At 36.9% G+C, this 16512-nt stretch carries 23 protein-coding genes; 18 read left to right on the plus strand and 5 right to left on the minus strand.

What is annotated here, in order from left to right; translation table 11 throughout:
* The first annotated feature begins 177 nt into the window (after positions 1-177).
* A complete protein-coding gene (locus ACFYKT_RS05510) occupies positions 178-351 on the plus strand; it encodes a YozD family protein (RefSeq protein WP_389216589.1) in 174 nt (57 codons plus the stop codon).
* Positions 352-488: 137 nt separating this feature from the next.
* Positions 489-1259, plus strand: coding sequence for a sporulation protein (locus ACFYKT_RS05515; protein WP_389216592.1), 771 nt, complete (start codon positions 489-491; stop codon positions 1257-1259).
* A gap of 69 nt (positions 1260-1328) precedes the next feature.
* Here ACFYKT_RS05515 and ACFYKT_RS05520 read toward each other — a convergent pair whose 3' ends face one another.
* The gene (locus ACFYKT_RS05520; RefSeq protein WP_389216595.1) at positions 1329-2180 is read right to left on the minus strand and encodes a glycerophosphodiester phosphodiesterase; all 852 of its coding nucleotides are present in this window, start codon (positions 2178-2180) and stop codon (positions 1329-1331) included.
* Positions 2181-2378: 198 nt separating this feature from the next.
* On the opposite strand from ACFYKT_RS05520, the gene ACFYKT_RS05525 reads away from it, so the two are divergent.
* Positions 2379-2687: a hypothetical protein gene (locus ACFYKT_RS05525; protein ID WP_389216598.1), complete on the plus strand. Its 309-nt coding sequence runs from the start codon at positions 2379-2381 to the stop codon at positions 2685-2687.
* A gap of 36 nt (positions 2688-2723) precedes the next feature.
* Here ACFYKT_RS05525 and ACFYKT_RS05530 read toward each other — a convergent pair whose 3' ends face one another.
* Both ACFYKT_RS05530 and ACFYKT_RS05535 read right to left on the minus strand, forming a co-directional pair.
* Entirely contained in the window at positions 2724-2873 is a 150-nt protein-coding gene (locus tag ACFYKT_RS05530) for a hypothetical protein (protein ID WP_389216599.1), read from the minus strand.
* 17 nt (positions 2874-2890) lie between these two features.
* Complete coding sequence (locus ACFYKT_RS05535) at positions 2891-3025, minus strand: hypothetical protein (protein ID WP_389216602.1); 135 nt, start codon at positions 3023-3025, stop codon at positions 2891-2893.
* A 132-nt stretch (positions 3026-3157) separates the two neighbouring features.
* Between ACFYKT_RS05535 and deoD the strand changes: the two genes are divergently transcribed.
* From deoD to ACFYKT_RS05565, 6 genes are all read left to right on the plus strand, one after another.
* On the plus strand, positions 3158-3862 hold the full coding sequence (gene deoD, locus ACFYKT_RS05540) for a purine-nucleoside phosphorylase (protein ID WP_389216605.1): 705 nt from the start codon (positions 3158-3160) through the stop codon (positions 3860-3862).
* 157 nt (positions 3863-4019) lie between these two features.
* On the plus strand, positions 4020-4856 hold the full coding sequence (locus ACFYKT_RS05545; RefSeq protein ID WP_389216608.1) for a D-alanyl-D-alanine carboxypeptidase family protein: 837 nt from the start codon (positions 4020-4022) through the stop codon (positions 4854-4856).
* A 181-nt stretch (positions 4857-5037) separates the two neighbouring features.
* A complete protein-coding gene (locus ACFYKT_RS05550; protein ID WP_449257593.1) occupies positions 5038-6444 on the plus strand; it encodes a lmo1851 family serine protease in 1407 nt (468 codons plus the stop codon).
* A 117-nt stretch (positions 6445-6561) separates the two neighbouring features.
* Positions 6562-6963 (plus strand): hypothetical protein, encoded by a 402-nt coding sequence (locus ACFYKT_RS05555; RefSeq protein WP_389216614.1) that lies wholly within the window; start codon positions 6562-6564, stop codon positions 6961-6963.
* The gene (locus ACFYKT_RS05560) at positions 6960-7877 is read left to right on the plus strand and encodes a CobW family GTP-binding protein (RefSeq protein WP_389216617.1); all 918 of its coding nucleotides are present in this window, start codon (positions 6960-6962) and stop codon (positions 7875-7877) included. The genes ACFYKT_RS05555 and ACFYKT_RS05560 overlap by 4 nt, the downstream gene beginning before the upstream one ends.
* 138 nt (positions 7878-8015) lie before the next feature.
* Positions 8016-8852: a hypothetical protein gene (locus tag ACFYKT_RS05565; RefSeq protein WP_389217061.1), complete on the plus strand. Its 837-nt coding sequence runs from the start codon at positions 8016-8018 to the stop codon at positions 8850-8852.
* A gap of 29 nt (positions 8853-8881) precedes the next feature.
* Here ACFYKT_RS05565 and ACFYKT_RS05570 read toward each other — a convergent pair whose 3' ends face one another.
* On the minus strand, positions 8882-9124 hold the full coding sequence (locus ACFYKT_RS05570) for a DNA alkylation repair protein (RefSeq protein ID WP_389216620.1): 243 nt from the start codon (positions 9122-9124) through the stop codon (positions 8882-8884).
* Positions 9125-9232: 108 nt separating this feature from the next.
* Between ACFYKT_RS05570 and ACFYKT_RS05575 the strand changes: the two genes are divergently transcribed.
* The 6 genes from ACFYKT_RS05575 to ACFYKT_RS05600 all read left to right on the plus strand — a co-directional run bounded on the left by ACFYKT_RS05575 (position 9233) and on the right by ACFYKT_RS05600 (position 14410).
* Positions 9233-9508 (plus strand): hypothetical protein, encoded by a 276-nt coding sequence (locus tag ACFYKT_RS05575; protein ID WP_389216623.1) that lies wholly within the window; start codon positions 9233-9235, stop codon positions 9506-9508.
* Positions 9509-9594: 86 nt separating this feature from the next.
* Complete coding sequence (locus tag ACFYKT_RS05580; RefSeq protein ID WP_389216625.1) at positions 9595-10575, plus strand: YncE family protein; 981 nt, start codon at positions 9595-9597, stop codon at positions 10573-10575.
* On the plus strand, positions 10572-11255 hold the full coding sequence (locus ACFYKT_RS05585; RefSeq protein WP_389216627.1) for a response regulator transcription factor: 684 nt from the start codon (positions 10572-10574) through the stop codon (positions 11253-11255). The genes ACFYKT_RS05580 and ACFYKT_RS05585 overlap by 4 nt, the downstream gene beginning before the upstream one ends.
* Positions 11252-12649 carry a sensor histidine kinase gene (locus tag ACFYKT_RS05590; protein WP_389216630.1) on the plus strand — a complete coding sequence of 466 codons (1398 nt, stop codon included), beginning with the start codon at positions 11252-11254 and terminating at the stop codon, positions 12647-12649. Before ACFYKT_RS05585 ends, ACFYKT_RS05590 begins: the two co-directional genes overlap by 4 nt.
* Before the next feature lie 70 nt (positions 12650-12719).
* On the plus strand, positions 12720-13175 hold the full coding sequence (locus ACFYKT_RS05595) for a FixH family protein (protein WP_389216633.1): 456 nt from the start codon (positions 12720-12722) through the stop codon (positions 13173-13175).
* A 425-nt stretch (positions 13176-13600) separates the two neighbouring features.
* On the plus strand, positions 13601-14410 hold the full coding sequence (locus ACFYKT_RS05600; protein WP_389216636.1) for a CAP domain-containing protein: 810 nt from the start codon (positions 13601-13603) through the stop codon (positions 14408-14410).
* A gap of 66 nt (positions 14411-14476) precedes the next feature.
* Here the strand turns inward: ACFYKT_RS05600 and ACFYKT_RS05605 are convergent, their stop codons facing one another.
* Positions 14477-14950 carry an Hsp20/alpha crystallin family protein gene (locus ACFYKT_RS05605; RefSeq protein ID WP_389216639.1) on the minus strand — a complete coding sequence of 158 codons (474 nt, stop codon included), beginning with the start codon at positions 14948-14950 and terminating at the stop codon, positions 14477-14479.
* Positions 14951-15163: 213 nt separating this feature from the next.
* On the opposite strand from ACFYKT_RS05605, the gene ACFYKT_RS05610 reads away from it, so the two are divergent.
* The 3 genes from ACFYKT_RS05610 to ACFYKT_RS05620 all read left to right on the plus strand — a co-directional run bounded on the left by ACFYKT_RS05610 (position 15164) and on the right by ACFYKT_RS05620 (position 16511).
* Positions 15164-15943 carry an SDR family oxidoreductase gene (locus ACFYKT_RS05610; protein ID WP_389216641.1) on the plus strand — a complete coding sequence of 260 codons (780 nt, stop codon included), beginning with the start codon at positions 15164-15166 and terminating at the stop codon, positions 15941-15943.
* A 70-nt stretch (positions 15944-16013) separates the two neighbouring features.
* The gene (locus tag ACFYKT_RS05615) at positions 16014-16166 is read left to right on the plus strand and encodes a DUF2639 domain-containing protein (protein WP_389216644.1); all 153 of its coding nucleotides are present in this window, start codon (positions 16014-16016) and stop codon (positions 16164-16166) included.
* A gap of 186 nt (positions 16167-16352) precedes the next feature.
* Positions 16353-16511, plus strand: coding sequence for a hypothetical protein (locus ACFYKT_RS05620; protein WP_389216647.1), 159 nt, complete (start codon positions 16353-16355; stop codon positions 16509-16511).
* Position 16512: the final 1 nt, after the last annotated feature.

The following is a 16512-nucleotide window of genomic DNA, read 5'->3' on the forward strand; positions in this document are numbered from 1 at the left end:
TTCTTCTCCTCCACTCAGATAAATATTTTCTTATGTTCATATGTATGCTCGTCCACAAATTTAATGCCTCGAAAGAAATAGAATTTTGGGCAGATAGCCAAAGAATTTCTGTTTTATTAGATGGTCTGCATGAAAAGGTGCAAGACATCATACATTCTCTACAAAGGGGGCGGTGCAGTGAGGGAAATTGAGGTTTTTATTGATACAGAAGAAATTGCAGAATTTTTCTTTCATGAGCTGACAAAACGAGGATATGTGCCTGCTGAAGGGGAATTAGATGAGCTCGCAGATATTACATTCGAATACTTATTGCAAAAATGTATTATTGATGAAGAAATTGAAGAGGAATAATATAGAAAAATGACGAGGCTGCGCTCGTCATTTTTTAGTTCTAACAAAAATAAAAATATATAAATAATGAAACTTTTAAAATATATGGCTCGTATAGTTTTTATAAAGAAAAAAAGATGTAATGGGAGGATTATCTTATGTCATTTTTTAATAAGATGTTAGCTAGTGTTGGAATTGGTTCTGCAAAGGTGGATACGAAACTTGAAAGTGATACGGTGGCACCGGGAGGAGAAATTCGTGGTGTCGTTGAAATTCAAGGTGGCAATGTAGAACAACGAATTGACGATATATATTTATCCCTAAATACAACGTATGTGAAAGAATCGGATGATAAAAAATATACAGTTTCAGGCTTAATTGACCGTTTTCGTTTAACAGAGTCATTTGTTCTTATGGCCAATGAGAAAAAAGTAATTCCTTTCTCATTTCTTCTGCCTATTGATACACCAATTTCCATTGGAAAAACAAAGGTATGGATTGCAACAGGCTTAGATATTAAAAATGCGGTGGATCCAACAGATAAAGATTATCTTCGCGTAGTGCCGAATGAACTGATGGATTCCGTTTTGCAGGCGATGGGTGGACTAGGCTTTAGATTAAGGGAAGCTGAATGTGAACAAGCACCACATCGCCTGCGCCGCCGGCTTCCGTTTATACAGGAATTCGAATTTATTCCAACATCAGGGCCTTACCGCGGCCGCTTGGATGAATTAGAAATTACCTTCCTCCCGATTTCTAACACGGATACGGAAATATGGATGCAAGTCGATAGAAAAGTAAGAGGCTTAGGAAGTTTATTCTCTGAGGCTCTTAATATGGATGAATCCAATATTCGTTTCACTGTTAATCGAGGAGATATTCCATATATGCAGCAAAAAATCCAGTCCATTATTCAAAGTTATGCATGATATCCTTTTATTCCTAAAAAAATAAGCCTGTCATGGGCTTATTTTTTTTGAATTGAACCGGCAAGTGGATTATCTGTAAATGAAAGGAGGAATAAATGTATAAAGAGCAGTATCTGTGGATCTAAAGTCTTCATCTGAGATGATGCCGTGCACACCAAGCCGTTGCATGGCCTGTAATACATATGCATCTTTAATCGTCCACGAAAAAATTTCAAAACCGTATTTTTTTGCATAGCGGATAAATGGCTGTGTGAGTAACTGATGATGAATGGAAAGGAAGGAGGCGAATGAACGGTAGGAGTCTAAATGAAAAAGGTCGAGCGGTTCGTTTAATAGGAGTCCAGTTGAAATATTTGGTGTTATCGTATGAAACTTTTCCATCTCATTTGTATTAAAGGATTGCACCTTTAGTGAGCTTGGCTTGAGTCCAATTTCAATATAGGATTTCAGGATGCTAGATAATAATTCAGTCATTTCTGGTTGATTTTCAGGTGACTTCATTTCAATTAGTAATCCGATCTTTCCACCGAATTGAAGGAGTATTTCTTCGAGTAATGGTACTTTTTCATTGCTGAACTCTGGAGAAAACCAGGAGCCTGCATCGAGCATTTTTATTTCCTGAATCGTTAGATCACCGATATAACCCTCCCCATTTGTCGTTCTTCTTACATCTGCATCATGAATGACAACTAAATGTCCATCCTTACTGACTCTTACATCAAGTTCAATATAATCAAAACCAAGATCAATTGCTTTTTGGAAAGAAGCAATTGTGTTTTCTGGAGCATATAAAGAAGCGCCTCTATGGGCAATAGATTGGAAAGGCTGAAGCGGGTGGAAGAAATAAGTTAGGCTAGAGATCATAAACCAAATGGCAAGTGATAACAAAAAGGGTTTTTTGAAAGAAGTTGAAACCCACAATATCCATCCCTCCATTAGATTGTTTTTTATAGTATATGAGAGATCGAACGAAATGTAAGCGCTATCATTATAAAAACCTCAAATTTCGACAAAAATCGTTGTTTTTCATTGAAGGAAATAACATAGGAGAACACGAAAGAGAAGAACTAATGTCAATTTTGTCAATTGAATTAAAATGTCTTAAGGAGGGATTGCAAATTGCTGAAAGAGCTAACCAAGACTAAGAAAAAAGAGTATGATGTGACTATTTTTCAAACGCCAGAATTTCGGCAGAACAAAGGATTTCGTGAAGTGTATCGATTGTCGATTGAAGGAACTGACCATGAAGAATGTATGTATTCAGTGTTTGCAATATTCAATGTTAATGACCTCATCCCTGATGATTTTAAGGGGCGTTATATTACGACTGGAGACATTCTATTCATCGATGAAGGACGTGGGGGCCAATATTATTACCAATTGAAGCCTGGTGGCTGGAAACCTGTTAATCGAGTTCTCATTAGATAACAAATGTGTAAGAGAAAGGAGAGCGGTATGCTCCCCTTATTCAGTGTTGGAACCAGGATTTCCTTTTCTGCCACCTTGTGCAGAAAACTCTTTTCCATGGGCTTCCTGTTCAGCAATAATTGCTTCTGGTGGAATGTGATTATTTTTTTTCGGCGAATTGATTCGATTTCGATGTTTTTTACCCATATGCATCCTCCTCTTACTTACTGTTTTTTATTCTTCGTTTTTAGCGCTTTTGAGGTATTAGGTGGATTACCATCAGAGCTTGCTGTTGGATTTGTTTCATTCGCATGCTGCACTGCCTGACGTAACTTCTTGCTCATTCTTTCCTGTGGCATGATTACACCCTCCTTTGGAAAAGCTATTGATAGCATACCCGTGTAAACGAAAATTCATGCTAGAACTTGAACGTATCTAGGGAAATGGATATTATGGTATAATGGCTGGAGAAAATATTGGAGGTTAGACAAATGAGTATTCATATAGGTGCAAAGGAAAATGAAATAGCTGAAACGGTTCTCTTACCAGGAGATCCACTTAGAGCTAAATATATTGCAGAAACTTTCTTGGAAAATGCAACATGCTATAACGAAGTACGTAATATGTTTGGATATACGGGTACATATAAAGGGAAACCAATTTCTGTTCAAGGTACAGGGATGGGTGTTCCTTCAATCTCCATCTATATTAATGAGTTAATGAACAGCTATAACGTGCAGAATCTGATTCGCGTAGGAACATGCGGTGCAATCCAAAAAGATGTGAAGGTACGTGATGTTATTCTTGCTATGACAGCATCAACAGACTCGCAAATGAATCGTTTGACATTTGGAGGTGTTGACTTCGCACCAACAGCGAACTTTGACTTATTGAAAAAAGCTTATGATACAGGTACAGAGAAGGGGCTAAATCTAAAAGTAGGAAATGTCTTTACAGCAGATATGTTCTATAATGATAATTCCGAATTAGAAAAATGGGCAAGCTATCAGATTTTGGCAATTGAAATGGAAACGGCCGCACTATATACTTTAGCTGCTAAGTATGATAGAAAAGCATTATCAGTCTTAACTGTAAGCGACCATATCCTAACAGGCGAAGAAACAACAGCTGATGAAAGACAATCTACATTTAATGAAATGATCGAGGTTGCACTAGAAGCAGCAATTAAAGAGTGATTTTGAGTGGGTGAACTGGTTCAGTAATTTGAACCAGTTTTATTCTTTTCTGTGTAAAAAAATCGTTGATCCTCAGGAAAGTTTTTAACTCTGAAAAAAATTTCTATTCGTGTTAAAATATTTATGCTTCATAGTTTGATAGAAATAGGTGGGAAAGATGAAAAAAGTTATTGCTGTATCAGCAACTCTATGTTTACTGCTTTCAGGATGCAGTCAGGTGGACTCTTTATTAGAAAAAGTTCCGTTTTTACAAAAAGATAACGAGTCTGAGAGTACAATAGATAAAACTGATGCTAATAAAGAGCAACAAGATCTAAATCAAGAAACAGATCAGGCTGAGGAAGATGTACCAACCCTTGATGCAAAATTCTTTAATGAAGTGAAAGTGGTTGATGGAAAAAATGTAATCCAAAACCCAACAAACTTTTTGGTTTTGGTTAATAAGGAATTAAGCCTTCCTGATGGCTATATACCGGAAGATCTAGTTAGGCCAAATGTGTTATTCTCCTTTGGGGATCAAGATATTGAAAAAAGCTATATGCGTCAAGATGCTGCCACAGCACTTGAAATAATGTTTGAAGAAGCAAAAAAGGCAGGAATTCATCTATTTGCTGTTTCTGGATACCGCTCTTATACTAGGCAATCGCAAGTATTTAGTGCAGAGGTAAGTAAATTTGGTGAAGAAAATGCATCTTTGTCTGTTGCAATTCCTGGGACCAGTGAGCATCAGACAGGCTTATCGATGGATTTATCCAGCCAAAGTGCACAATTTGAACTATCTGAACAATTTGGTGAAACGACTGAAGGGAAGTGGATGGCAGAAAATGCCCACCATTACGGTTTTATTCTGCGCTACCCGAAAGGCAAGGAAGGAATAACAGGCTATAAATATGAGCCATGGCATTTCAGATATGTAGGTAAAGAGGCTGCAGCAGTTATCTATGAAAATAAGTGGACATTAGAAGAATACTTTGGAACAGTGAAGAAAATATAGGGGTTTTAGACTTTGTAGGAATGAACAGGTGCCTGCGCTTTTCTTTGTTCTTTTGATAATAAAAATGGTATTCTAAACAGTAAGGATTTGAGGAGTTATACGGTAGACGAAAGTGGTGAGGATTTTGCAAAGCGAGGAAACAAATCAGGATAAGCCTGAAAAGCAGCCGAGATTAATCCGTATGAAAAAGCTGCAATTTATTATCTTACTGTTTGCAGTTGTCATTATTTCTGCAGGGGTACCAACTTTTGTATTTATGTTTGGTAACGAAAAAGCAGTAGGAAATGATGGAGAACGAAGCGAATTCCAAAAATTATATGCGGCGTTTGATTCATTAAAAGACTCCTATTTCAAGGAAGTCGATCAGGATAAGCTCATAAATGGTGCGATCAATGGTATGGTTGACGCACTTGAAGATCCATATTCAGATTATATGAGTGTAGATGAGGCGGAAAGCTTCCATCAAAGTATCTCTTCTTCATTTCAAGGAATTGGAGCAGAAATTCAGGAACAAGAAGGCTTCATTGTGATTGTTTCGCCTTTAAAAGGCTCTCCAGCTGAAGAGGCTGGGTTAAAACCAAATGATAAGGTGTTAGCAGTTGATGGGAAAAGCCTTCAAGGAATGAGTTCGACTGAGGCTGTTCTATTAATTAGAGGAGAAAAGGGAACAAAGGTAGAGTTATCCATTCAAAGACCAGGGGTGGAAGAAGAAATGACTGTTCCGATTATACGTGATACTATTCCAATCGAAACGGTCTATGGTGAAATGCTTGAAGATGGGATTGCTAAAGTACAAATTACTTCTTTCTCGGAACATACTTCCGAAGAACTTGTGAAAGTGTTAAATGACATGCAGGGAAAAGGGATGAAGGGACTGATCCTTGATTTAAGACAAAATCCGGGCGGTTTATTGAATCAGGCAGTTGATATCTCAAGTATGTTTGTACCTAAAGGTGAGATTATCTTCCAAATTGAGGATCGCAATGGAAAAAGGGAAGAATTTAAATCAAAAGGGTCAAATAACCCCAATATTCCACTCGTTGTTGTCATTGACAAAGGAAGTGCAAGTGCATCAGAGATTCTTGCTGGTGCTGTAAAAGAATCGGCTAATATTTCACTAGTAGGAGAAAAATCATTTGGAAAAGGAACTGTTCAGAGAGCACAGGATTTTTCAGATGGTTCAAATATGAAGTTCACAACGGAAAAATGGCTAACGCCAAATGCCAATTGGATTCATGAAAAAGGCATTGTTCCTGATTATGAAGTGGCATTGCCAGAATATGCTTCTTTGCCATTTATTAATCCAGATTTGGAATTAAAGCTTTCTTCTTCTTCAAATCAAGTAAAAACAGCACAGCAAATGCTTAAGGCAATTGGTTATGATCCAGGAAGAGAAGACGGTTTCTTTGATGAAAAAACGAAACAAATAGTTGAAAAGTTCCAAGCAGCAGAAAAACTCGATGTTAATGGTGTGCTAACGGGTAAATCTACGCTTGTTCTTATGGAAAGATTGCGCGAGAAGCTAGATAAAGACGATACACAAATCAAAAAAGCGGCAGAGATTCTAAAGCAGGAAATGGGTTCTTAAGATAGATAAGTAACTTGCACGCAAGTACAGAAGCGCTCTCCTAAATCAAGGTGAGTGCTTTTGTTTAATTGCTGAAAGAAATCATTCTAGAATAGTTGAAGCAAAAGAGGTGTTACCTTGAAACAAATCATTCACCTGAATGAACAAATAAGACAAGAGATTATCTCCATTGAAGCAGAATGCGAGCGTTTAGGAGAAAAGCTTAAAGAAAAATACAAAAATGATTTTGAAATAATAAATGAACGAATTGTGATTGAATTAATTCGGGAAATAAAAGGAAAAGCAGCAGCGAGGGATGATATATTTATCGTTAACTATGAATCCTATCTCGAATTAGGTGTTGAAAAAGAAAATATGTATTTTCCTAATGTATATATTCCAGTTTGGAAATGCAAAAATGAAATGTTCCACAATATAGGTCTGTTAATGGAAGGAAATATTCAAGCCTTAGAAAAGAAAATACAGAAAATTATTTCCGAAATGTGTGAAGATCACAAGAGAGAAAGGAGTCTTAAATGATTAAAACAGAAATCTATATTCTGGCCGGTTTCTTAGGCAGCGGGAAAACGACATTACTTAAACAACTGCTTACTGACGAAAAGAAACAGGGCCGAAAAGTGGCAGTCATGATGAATGAACTAGGAAAAGTATCTATTGATTCAGATGCTGTTGATGAGGATGTCCCACTAAAGGAATTGCTTGATGGATGCATTTGCTGTACGATTCAAGATAAATTAGAGGCCCAACTTCAAGGCTTGCTAGTGATGGAGAAGCCTGATGTTATTTACATCGAAGCAACCGGTGCTGCTCATCCTGTCGAAGTATTGGATGCAGTTTTGTCTCCGCTTTTTGCAGATCGGATGATTGTTAAAGGAATTCTTTCTATTGTTGATGGAAAACGCTGGCTTGATCGGAAATTACTCAGCCCTCAGGTACAGCAGCTGTTAATTGAGCAAATTCGGCATGCTGATTTAATCGTACTCAATAAAATAGATGAATTAACAGAAGGGGAGCAAGCGAGGCTGACAATGGAAATACAGGCGATAAATGCCCATGCTTTTTCAATATTAACCTCCTATGCGAAAGTGCCTATTCAGCAGATTCGAAAGTTATCTTTAAGTGCAAAAACAGATCAAGTACGCTCTCATGTGGGTATTGACCTGAAATTAAGCACCTTTGTTTATCAATTTAAACACCCAATTGACCAAACAGACTTTGAATCTTTTTTAAGAAATCTGCCAGATACGATTTATCGGATCAAAGGCTATGTGAAATTCCATTCCTCTAGATATCCTGATCTTTTTCAGTTTTCCTATGGGATGCCATTATTTATGAAGGAAAACATGAATATGCCGCTAAATATGGTATTTATTGGGGAAAATATTGATTGGAATCATGTAGATGCTCAGCTTAGTGCTTTGGAAAACCATTAATTTCATATTACATGATGAAAAACGTGTTCAATTGAACACGTTTTTTTGATGAATACTATGGCTGGCTTTTTGGAAAACTTTTTGGAGAGAGGGTGGAGTTTTTTTCAAGAAAATAAATGATGAAATTGAGTGGACGAAATGAAATCTTGTCTTGCAATACTACTATCAATTATTATCCTTTCGAATGGAGCAATTACTTTTGCTAAAGAAGATGGGGTAGGTATACAGATTGAAATGCTCGAATGGGATAAGGTTAACCAAGTGCTTCCGAAATACAGCAAATTTACTGTTATGGATGTAGAAACCGGTAAGAAATTTAAGGTGCAAAGACGTGCAGGAAGTAATCATGCAGATGTACAGCCATTAACTTCGAAAGATACAAAGATCATGAAAGAAATATATAGCGGGAAATGGAGCTGGAAGAGGCGAGCAATTATTGTCATCCATCATAATCAGTGGATTGCGGGTTCTATGCATGGGATGCCTCATGGAGCTGGTGCTTTAGAAAATAATTTTCCGGGACACTTTTGCATTCACTTTTATGGAAGTACAACACATCGGACAAACTTTATGGATTTATCGCATAAATTAATGATTCTTAAGTCGGCGGGGAAACTTCAGTCGTATGTAAATAAGGCAGATCCGTTTGAAATCATTCGTGCATACGTAGCTGGATTAAAGCAGCAGGACAATCGAATAATTTCTGCGATCTCTTTACAGCAGCGCAAATGGAAACAGGATCTTCAAACGATTGAAAATATTCATCTGAATCGAATGGCTGTTCTTCCTGTTGAAGATCTTTCTGGGGAACTAAGTTTAGAGGTGCCAGTAGAATTTGATATTCAAATTGAAAATTATGGGAGAGTGTTTTATAAAGGAAATATTTATTTAATCAGATTCTCACCTGCTGATGCATGGAAAGTAGATCATATTCAATTCCTAAAGGATAGTAAGATTTTTAAAGATAAGCATTGAAAAAAGCTTGAGAAAAAACTTCTCAAGCTTTAATTCTTTTCGCCAAACTTTATGAATGTCTTTTCATCCTCTACTAACCCACATGCACCGCATTGCACTTTATATTCTGGTCCCCTATAGGCCATATGGAAAGGGCTTAAGTTTTCACTTGTATACTCTTCGATAATTACCCCTGAATGAGGATCCATTTTAACTGATTGTGGAATTTGCTTAATAAGGTTAAACCGACTTTTGTTTGTTTTACAATTGGGACAGCAATAAGGTGTGCTCATACAAAATAGGTCTCCTTTCACAATAATTATCTCTATTCTTTGTACAAATGTTTCTATTTATGTAAAAATGGGTTAGATGAAAGAATTGATTAATGGAGGAAAGATAAATTGAGTACAGAAGTTAATTATAATTACTTATTAAATGAATATCGAACACTGTGGAATAATCGCTTACTTCCTGCTGACGAGGATGCCAAAATGATTCTTAATGAAGCAATTGCAAGAGAGTTGAAAGATGAAAACTCCCATCCAAGAGTACGAAAATCCTCATATGAAAAATTTTATTTAGCTGTGAATAGAATAATGGAATCAAATTTACTAGAGATGGATAAACAGCAATTGATTCAAATTCATCTAGCCGAAATGAAACGAATAGAAAAATAAATCCTCCACACTCCTTTCACAGTTTTATCACAAATCAAGTATAAAATAATAGAAACTAGAGTGTAAGAAGGGGATTTGTTGAAAAAATGTCAATTTCACATAGAATAGTGATTTTCTTGATAGCAGCTACTTTACTTTCCGCTTGTTCGATGAAAAGCTACCCGCCTATTCAAGAGAATGTCTCCATTGCAGCAACAGTAAATATTAAGGATAAGTCCATTACTTTCATTGATATTGATTCCCAAGAGAAGCTTGCAGAATGGGAAATGGAGAAGCCATACACAGGAGCTGTTATTTTACCTGACAAGGATACGATTTTATTATATGGTAAGCATGTTGAAACAGCTGATCTCTATTCATTAAAAATGGGGAAACTAATTGATACCTGGGAAACAGGCGAGGGAATTATTAACGGAAAAATGCTGCAAACCAATGCAGAAATTGCGTTAGTTGACCAAAATTTAGATAAAATCCGCTTCTTTAATATCGATGGAGAAGAACAGTGGCAAATGAGTACAGAGCGGGACCCGTTGACGATCTTAGAAGCTGAAAAGAGCAAACATCTATTTGTTCTCAGTTTTAACAGAGAGAAGTTGACTGTTATTGATTTAGATAAAAAAGAAAAGTTAAATGGGTACCCAATCCATCCATCTGCTGCTGGTGCATGGCTGAATGAAAACTTGAATGAGATCTGGATTGGCGGACATGGATCAGGGGCAGAAATTGAAAAGGATATTCATGTGTATGATTCACTATCTGGCCAATTTAAAAGGAAGATTCCTGCTCCATCCATGCCAGTTAACTTCTTAGGGATTAACAATCAAGTTTTCGTCCTTAGCCATGGAACAAGCATGCTTTATAAGCTGAATGAAATGGGAGAGGTGATCAATTCTGTCATTATTGGGGCCAATCCGTTTGATTGTGTATATATCAATGGTCAATTATTAATTGCAGGCTATGACAGTAATGATCTTCATATTGTTAACCCAGAAACTTTAGAGATCATTAAAACTATTCCAGTTGGAAGCGGGCCATTTCAAATTGTGCTGAGGGAGAGGAAATCATGATGCAATCTACTATCTTAATAATCGATGATGAGGAAGATATGAGGCATCTCACCGAAATGTATCTTGAAAACTCAGGCTATCGCTGCCATCTTGCTGCAAGTGGAAAAGAAGCTTATGAGCTTTTGAAACATACACCCATTGATCTAATCATTCTTGATATTATGATGCCTAATGAGGATGGTTTTCAGGTTTGCGCAAGAATTAGAGAGAAATACAATACGCCCATTATCTTTTTGTCAGCCAAAGGGGAAGAGTGGGATAAGGTGAAGGGCTTAAAGCTCGGTGGAGACGATTATATCGTAAAGCCATTTAGCCCTGGTGAACTAATAGCAAGAATAAGTGCTGTATTGAGAAGAACAGGAATGGTAAGTAATGAAGCTCAGTCACAAATACATATAGGAAAAATCTTTATCGATCGTATGGCAAGAACAGTTGTTGTTGAAGGAGAAGTCATTGCTCTAACACTTAAAGAGTTCGAATTACTGATTTTTTTAACCGATCACTATGCCCATGCTTTAAGCAGAGAACAGCTCCTGGAACATATATGGGGGATGGACTATTTAGGCAGTTTACGCACTGTGGATACGCATATAAAGACATTGAGGATGAAGCTTGGTGTTGGAGATTATATTCAAACTGTATGGGGAATCGGCTATAAACTAGAGGTGCCAGCGGAATGAAGTTCTTCATGGACAGTCTTGCCAAGAAGCTGTGGCTGACGATAACAGCTGCCATAGTTGTGACCATCGTGTACTCCTATTTTTTATCCTACCTCTTTTATGAAAAGCTATATGTTGAAAATGTGGAGAAAGCATTGCTTGAAGAAGGGAACCGTCTAGCTCTTGATTATGAAGGTGGCCCATTGACGAATGAACTGAAGGATAAAATTGATTGGTACAGTTCTAAATCGGAAACGGAAATATTCATCGTCAGTAATCCCCGTGAGTTAAGTGCCTGCTTGCCTTTTGATATTGATTATGAAACATTAATTAGCGGGGAAGAAAGAGAGAAGTTGCTTAATGGTCTGCCTGTTCAAAAGGTAGGGTTTGAGGAGAGATTTGACCGGAAGATAATGGCTGTTGTAATTCCCTTATTAGATGAAAATAGATTGGAAGGAATTATTTATTTATATATCCCATTAGCAAAGATTTCTGAGGTGACGACGGACTTTGCTTACTTGTGGCTGATTGCAGCTATTGTATTTTTGATTATTGCTATATTCTTAGGGACGATGCTCGTTAAGAGGCTGACAAAGCCGCTTCTGGATATGAAGCTGGCAGCAGGAAGAGTATCTAAGGGAGACTATTCAGTGAAAATTGCCAATGAATCAATGGATGAGATTGGCCAGCTCGCCCGTGCGTTTAACCAAATGTCTCTCTCGATTCAAAAGGAAGATGAGCGTAAGAAGGAATTTCTAGCAAATGTCTCTCATGAACTAAGAACACCGATTAGTTATGTTAAAGGGTATAGTGATGCATTACACTCAGGTATTGTACAGCAGGATGAGAGGAATAAATACTTAACGCTCATACATAGAGAAGCAGGTAGAATGGAGCGGCTTGTGGATGACCTTCTTGATCTATCTAAGCTCGATTCAGATGAATACAAAATGGTGAAGACCCCACTCCCTCTTGCTCAATTAATTGAAGATGCACTCCAAAAGTATATGCTTATAATGAAGAAGAAAAATGTATCTCTTCATTTAGAATTAGATCCCGACATTATTATTAATGGGGATGAAGGCAGGATTGAGCAGGTGCTTCAAAATATAATCGATAATTCTATTCGCTATACGGATACAGGAACAATTCATCTCAAAATGTTTAAGACAATAGATGGCTGTTGTATTGAAATTAAAGATACGGGTATTGGAATACCTGCTGAAGATTTGGATAAAATCAAACAGCGATTCTTCCGAGTCAATAAGGCAAGAACGAGAAAAGATGGGGGAACGGGTTTAGGACTTGCTATTGCTGAGAAACTAGTTAATCTGCATGGGGGCAATCTGCAAATTGATAGTAAACTTGGTAAGGGGACAATTGTTCAAATACATCTTCCAGTCCTAGATATTTAAAGAAACTTTCACATTCCTCACACAATTTCGGTCAATTATTAAGTGAATCATACTAAAGGAGATTATTCATATGAGAAAATTGCTATTCATTCTATTTCTGCTGGGGACTGTTTTATTTGTAGCGGCATGTTCTTCTGAAAGTAAAGAAGAAGAGGTTGCATTTCTTGAAGTAGATTTAACCATCAATCCTGAGAAAGCAGAAGTAAATGAGCCAGTTACTTTTGAAGCAAAGGTTACATATGGGGATGAAAAGGTAACAGATGCAGAGGATGTTAATTTTGAAATTTGGCGGGCAAATGATGAGCATCACGAGAAAGTAGTGGTTGAACATGCGGAAGATGGCATTTATCGCTTGGAAAAAAGCTTTACGGAAGAAGGCACCTATTATATTTATTCACATGTGACAGCTAAAAGCATGCATAGTATGCCTAAAAAAGAGTTCATTATCGGACAGCCAAGTGAACCAGAAGAAGATTCCTCATCTATGGATATGGATGAGAATGAAGGCGAACACGGCAGTCATTAAGAAAAAGCAGCCAGCTGGCTGCTTTTTCAGTTTAAAGATCTGCCCATATCTCTCCTGATTTTCTATCATTTAATATTCACATATGTAACATCCTCGTAATATAAGTAAAAGAAGAAGGCTATCCAAAAACCTGTCAATAGTCATTTAGTAGTTTTAATATGGAAGTACCCTCAATAGCTCTCCAAAAATACCAAAATTATCATTTCCGGTTTCTTCCAAGCTGTAGAAGGGAAAAGCCAAATAAATAAAGGGTTTATTCCAATTCTAGCAGATTTCCATTCTTTAAATTTTCTAATAATAACTAGTAAAATAGGTAAATGTAAATCCCTTCCTGAAATATTACTAGAAACCCCATGTTATGATGTGTGTACAAGTTACACAGCAACACAAAATTCAAAAACATACATCAGGGAGGATTTTCATAAATGAATAAAAAAGTGATTTTTTCAGTAGCAGCCGCAGCAGCATTATTAGTTTCAAATCCAGTGGTTAACAAGGCAGACGCAGCTTCTAATTGCCCGACGCCAAAACAAGTTAAGGTTCAATTCAATCAAGCTACTATTATTAATAATGATCAATTAAATAGCACACTTCAAAAATTGATGAAAGAATACAATATTAATTGGAATTTTAATCAAGTAAATAAACAACCAGTACAAAAACCAGTACAGAAGCCGGCAGAAAAGCCAGTACAGAAGCCAGCTGAAAAGCCGGTACAAAAGCCAGCTGAGAAACCAGTACAGCAACCAGCAGAAAAGCCAGTACAAAAGCCGGCAGAGAAGCCAGTACAGCAACCAGCTGAAAAGACACCTGTACAAACAGATCAATCTAAACCATCAACATCTGCATCATCAGCAGTAAGTGCTTATGAGCAAAAAGTATTAGAATTAACAAACCAAGAACGTGCAAAAAATGGCGTACCTGCTTTACAGCTTGATGTAGAATTAAGCAAGGTTGCACGTACAAAATCAGCTGATATGAAGGCTAAAGGATACTTTGATCATAACAGCCCAACTTACGGATCTCCATTTGATATGATGAAACAATTTGGTATCACATATAAGTCTGCAGGCGAAAATATTGCTATGGGTCAGCGTTCACCTGAAGAAGTAGTAACTGCATGGATGAATAGTGAAGGCCACCGTAAAAATATCTTAAATGCTAGCTACACACATCTAGGAGTAGGTCATGTAGCAGATGGCAACTACTGGACTCAAATGTTTATTGGTAAATAAATTAGAGTAGACAAAACGAGCAGTTCCAAGTAATTGGGACTGTTCTTTTTTATGGATAGATTTATGTTAATCTATATCTGTGACATCAATTTCTGAAAACTGCATATCAATATTTTTAGGGATTTTTACTTCGAGTATTCCATCTTTTATTTGTGCAGTCGTTCCCTTTTTTTTCACAAGAGCAGGGAGTGTGATGATGTGCTTATCATCGTATTCTGGAATATGCTCAATAATCATCTGATTTGATGTATGATAGAGCTTCATATCCTTCCGCCATTCCTCATTCTTAATCGGCACCCTTACATAAACAGAATCATGTGTCTCAAATACAGAAGAAGGGAGAGAAGAAGCTTGGCCTTGGGGTTTTTGCCCTGTCTGGAAGCCCTTTGCTAAATCTTGCGGGTTCATCATCCCCTGCATTTGTTCGGGGATCATTTGTCCCATCATGTTTTGGATATATTTATTGATATCTTCAGGATTCATTTGTTGCATTTTTTGCTTCGTATCCTTATGAAAAGGGAAGAGATTCCAAGGAAACATGAGGCATCATCCTTTCAAATACAGGAAAATTTTAAAAAAATCAAAGCTTCCATTCATAATATGCGGAGAAGGCTGCAACCGTTAAGAAAAGTTCAAGAGATGACGCAAGGAATAATGATGCAGTAATACATTTCATTTGCATAACGATAAGGTTCTTAATAATATATTGGTAATAATACATTAAATAAAATGCAATTACTGTGGGGTATGTCTGTGAGAGAGAAAACAGCCTTAATAACGGGAGGGGCAGCTGGAATCGGAAGAAAGACAGCCTTTCTTCTAGCTGAAAACGGAATTCATTTAGCAATTAATTACCGAGAAAGCAAGGAGAAAGCCGAATCTCTAGCTAGTGAGTTAACGAATAGGTTCGGGACAAAGAATATTTGTATTAAAGGTGATATTACTTCATTAGATGACTGCCGTAATATTGTCCAAAAAGCACTTTCAACCTTCTCAACGATCGATATTCTTGTTCATAATGCAGGCCCTTACATACATGAAAGAATAGTAATGACCGATTATCCATTTGAAAAGTGGAATGAATTGATCAATGGAAACCTAAATGCAGTGTTCTATTTATCAAAATTATTGATTCCAAAAATGCGCGAGAAAAAGTGGGGCCGAATAATAACCATTGGTTTTGATCGAGTAGAGACAGCTCCAGGCTGGATTTACCGCTCCGCATTTGCTGCTGCAAAAAGTGGAGTAGTCTCCTTAACAAAAACAATGGCACTCGAAGAAGCTGAAAATGGGATTACTGCTAATATGGTTTGTCCTGGGGATATCACCGGAGAATGGAAAGAGAAGGAAATTATTCAAGCGGTAGAAAGAATTGATAGTGATTCGCCAGTTGGCAGACCTGGAACAGGAGAAGACATTGCAAGGGTTATCACCTTTCTTGTTGACGAAAAGTCGGATTTCATAACCGGCAGTGTTATTTCTATTACAGGTGGTAAAGATGTCTTAGGAAAGGCATTCAGAGATCTGAAATAATGATGTCATGAATATTTTTCTCCCAGCATATATTGTTGTAAATCGGACAAGTATTAGGAGGGAAATTGGAATGGCTTATAAAGGGTCAAAGGGATGGTATATCCAGAAACTGAAGGAAACTGGTATTAGTAAACACCCAATCGAGCTAAGAAAACTTGAGCTGTACAAAACATTTATCGTTAGAAATTTATATCTTGAACTTATAGATAAGAACGAAAAGTAAAGAAAAACTCCCTTTCTGAAGGGGGTTTTTCTTTATTTTTTAAAAAGTATTAAATTTGTCATAACAATTTTGCAATTATGTGAACTTTTAAAAATCATGAATGAAATTAAATTCTTATGTGAAATATAGGTAGTAAAGAAATTTATCCACGGTATGACGTACAAAAATAACAAAGGAGCGAGAATCATGAATTTTAATTTAAACAGGATTAATCCGAATCAGACCCAAGTTTTATTTCACGATGGCCGCTTTGAAACACTTACGAATGAAGAGTTGGAGGAGTTAATGGGGCAGTTCGGTATAAGTGATAAACCAGATGAGTTTGAAGCGAATGTAACAGATTAAT

The organism is Cytobacillus mangrovibacter (assembly GCF_042865275.1).
GTDB lineage: Bacteria > Bacillota > Bacilli > Bacillales > Cytobacillaceae > Cytobacillus > Cytobacillus mangrovibacter.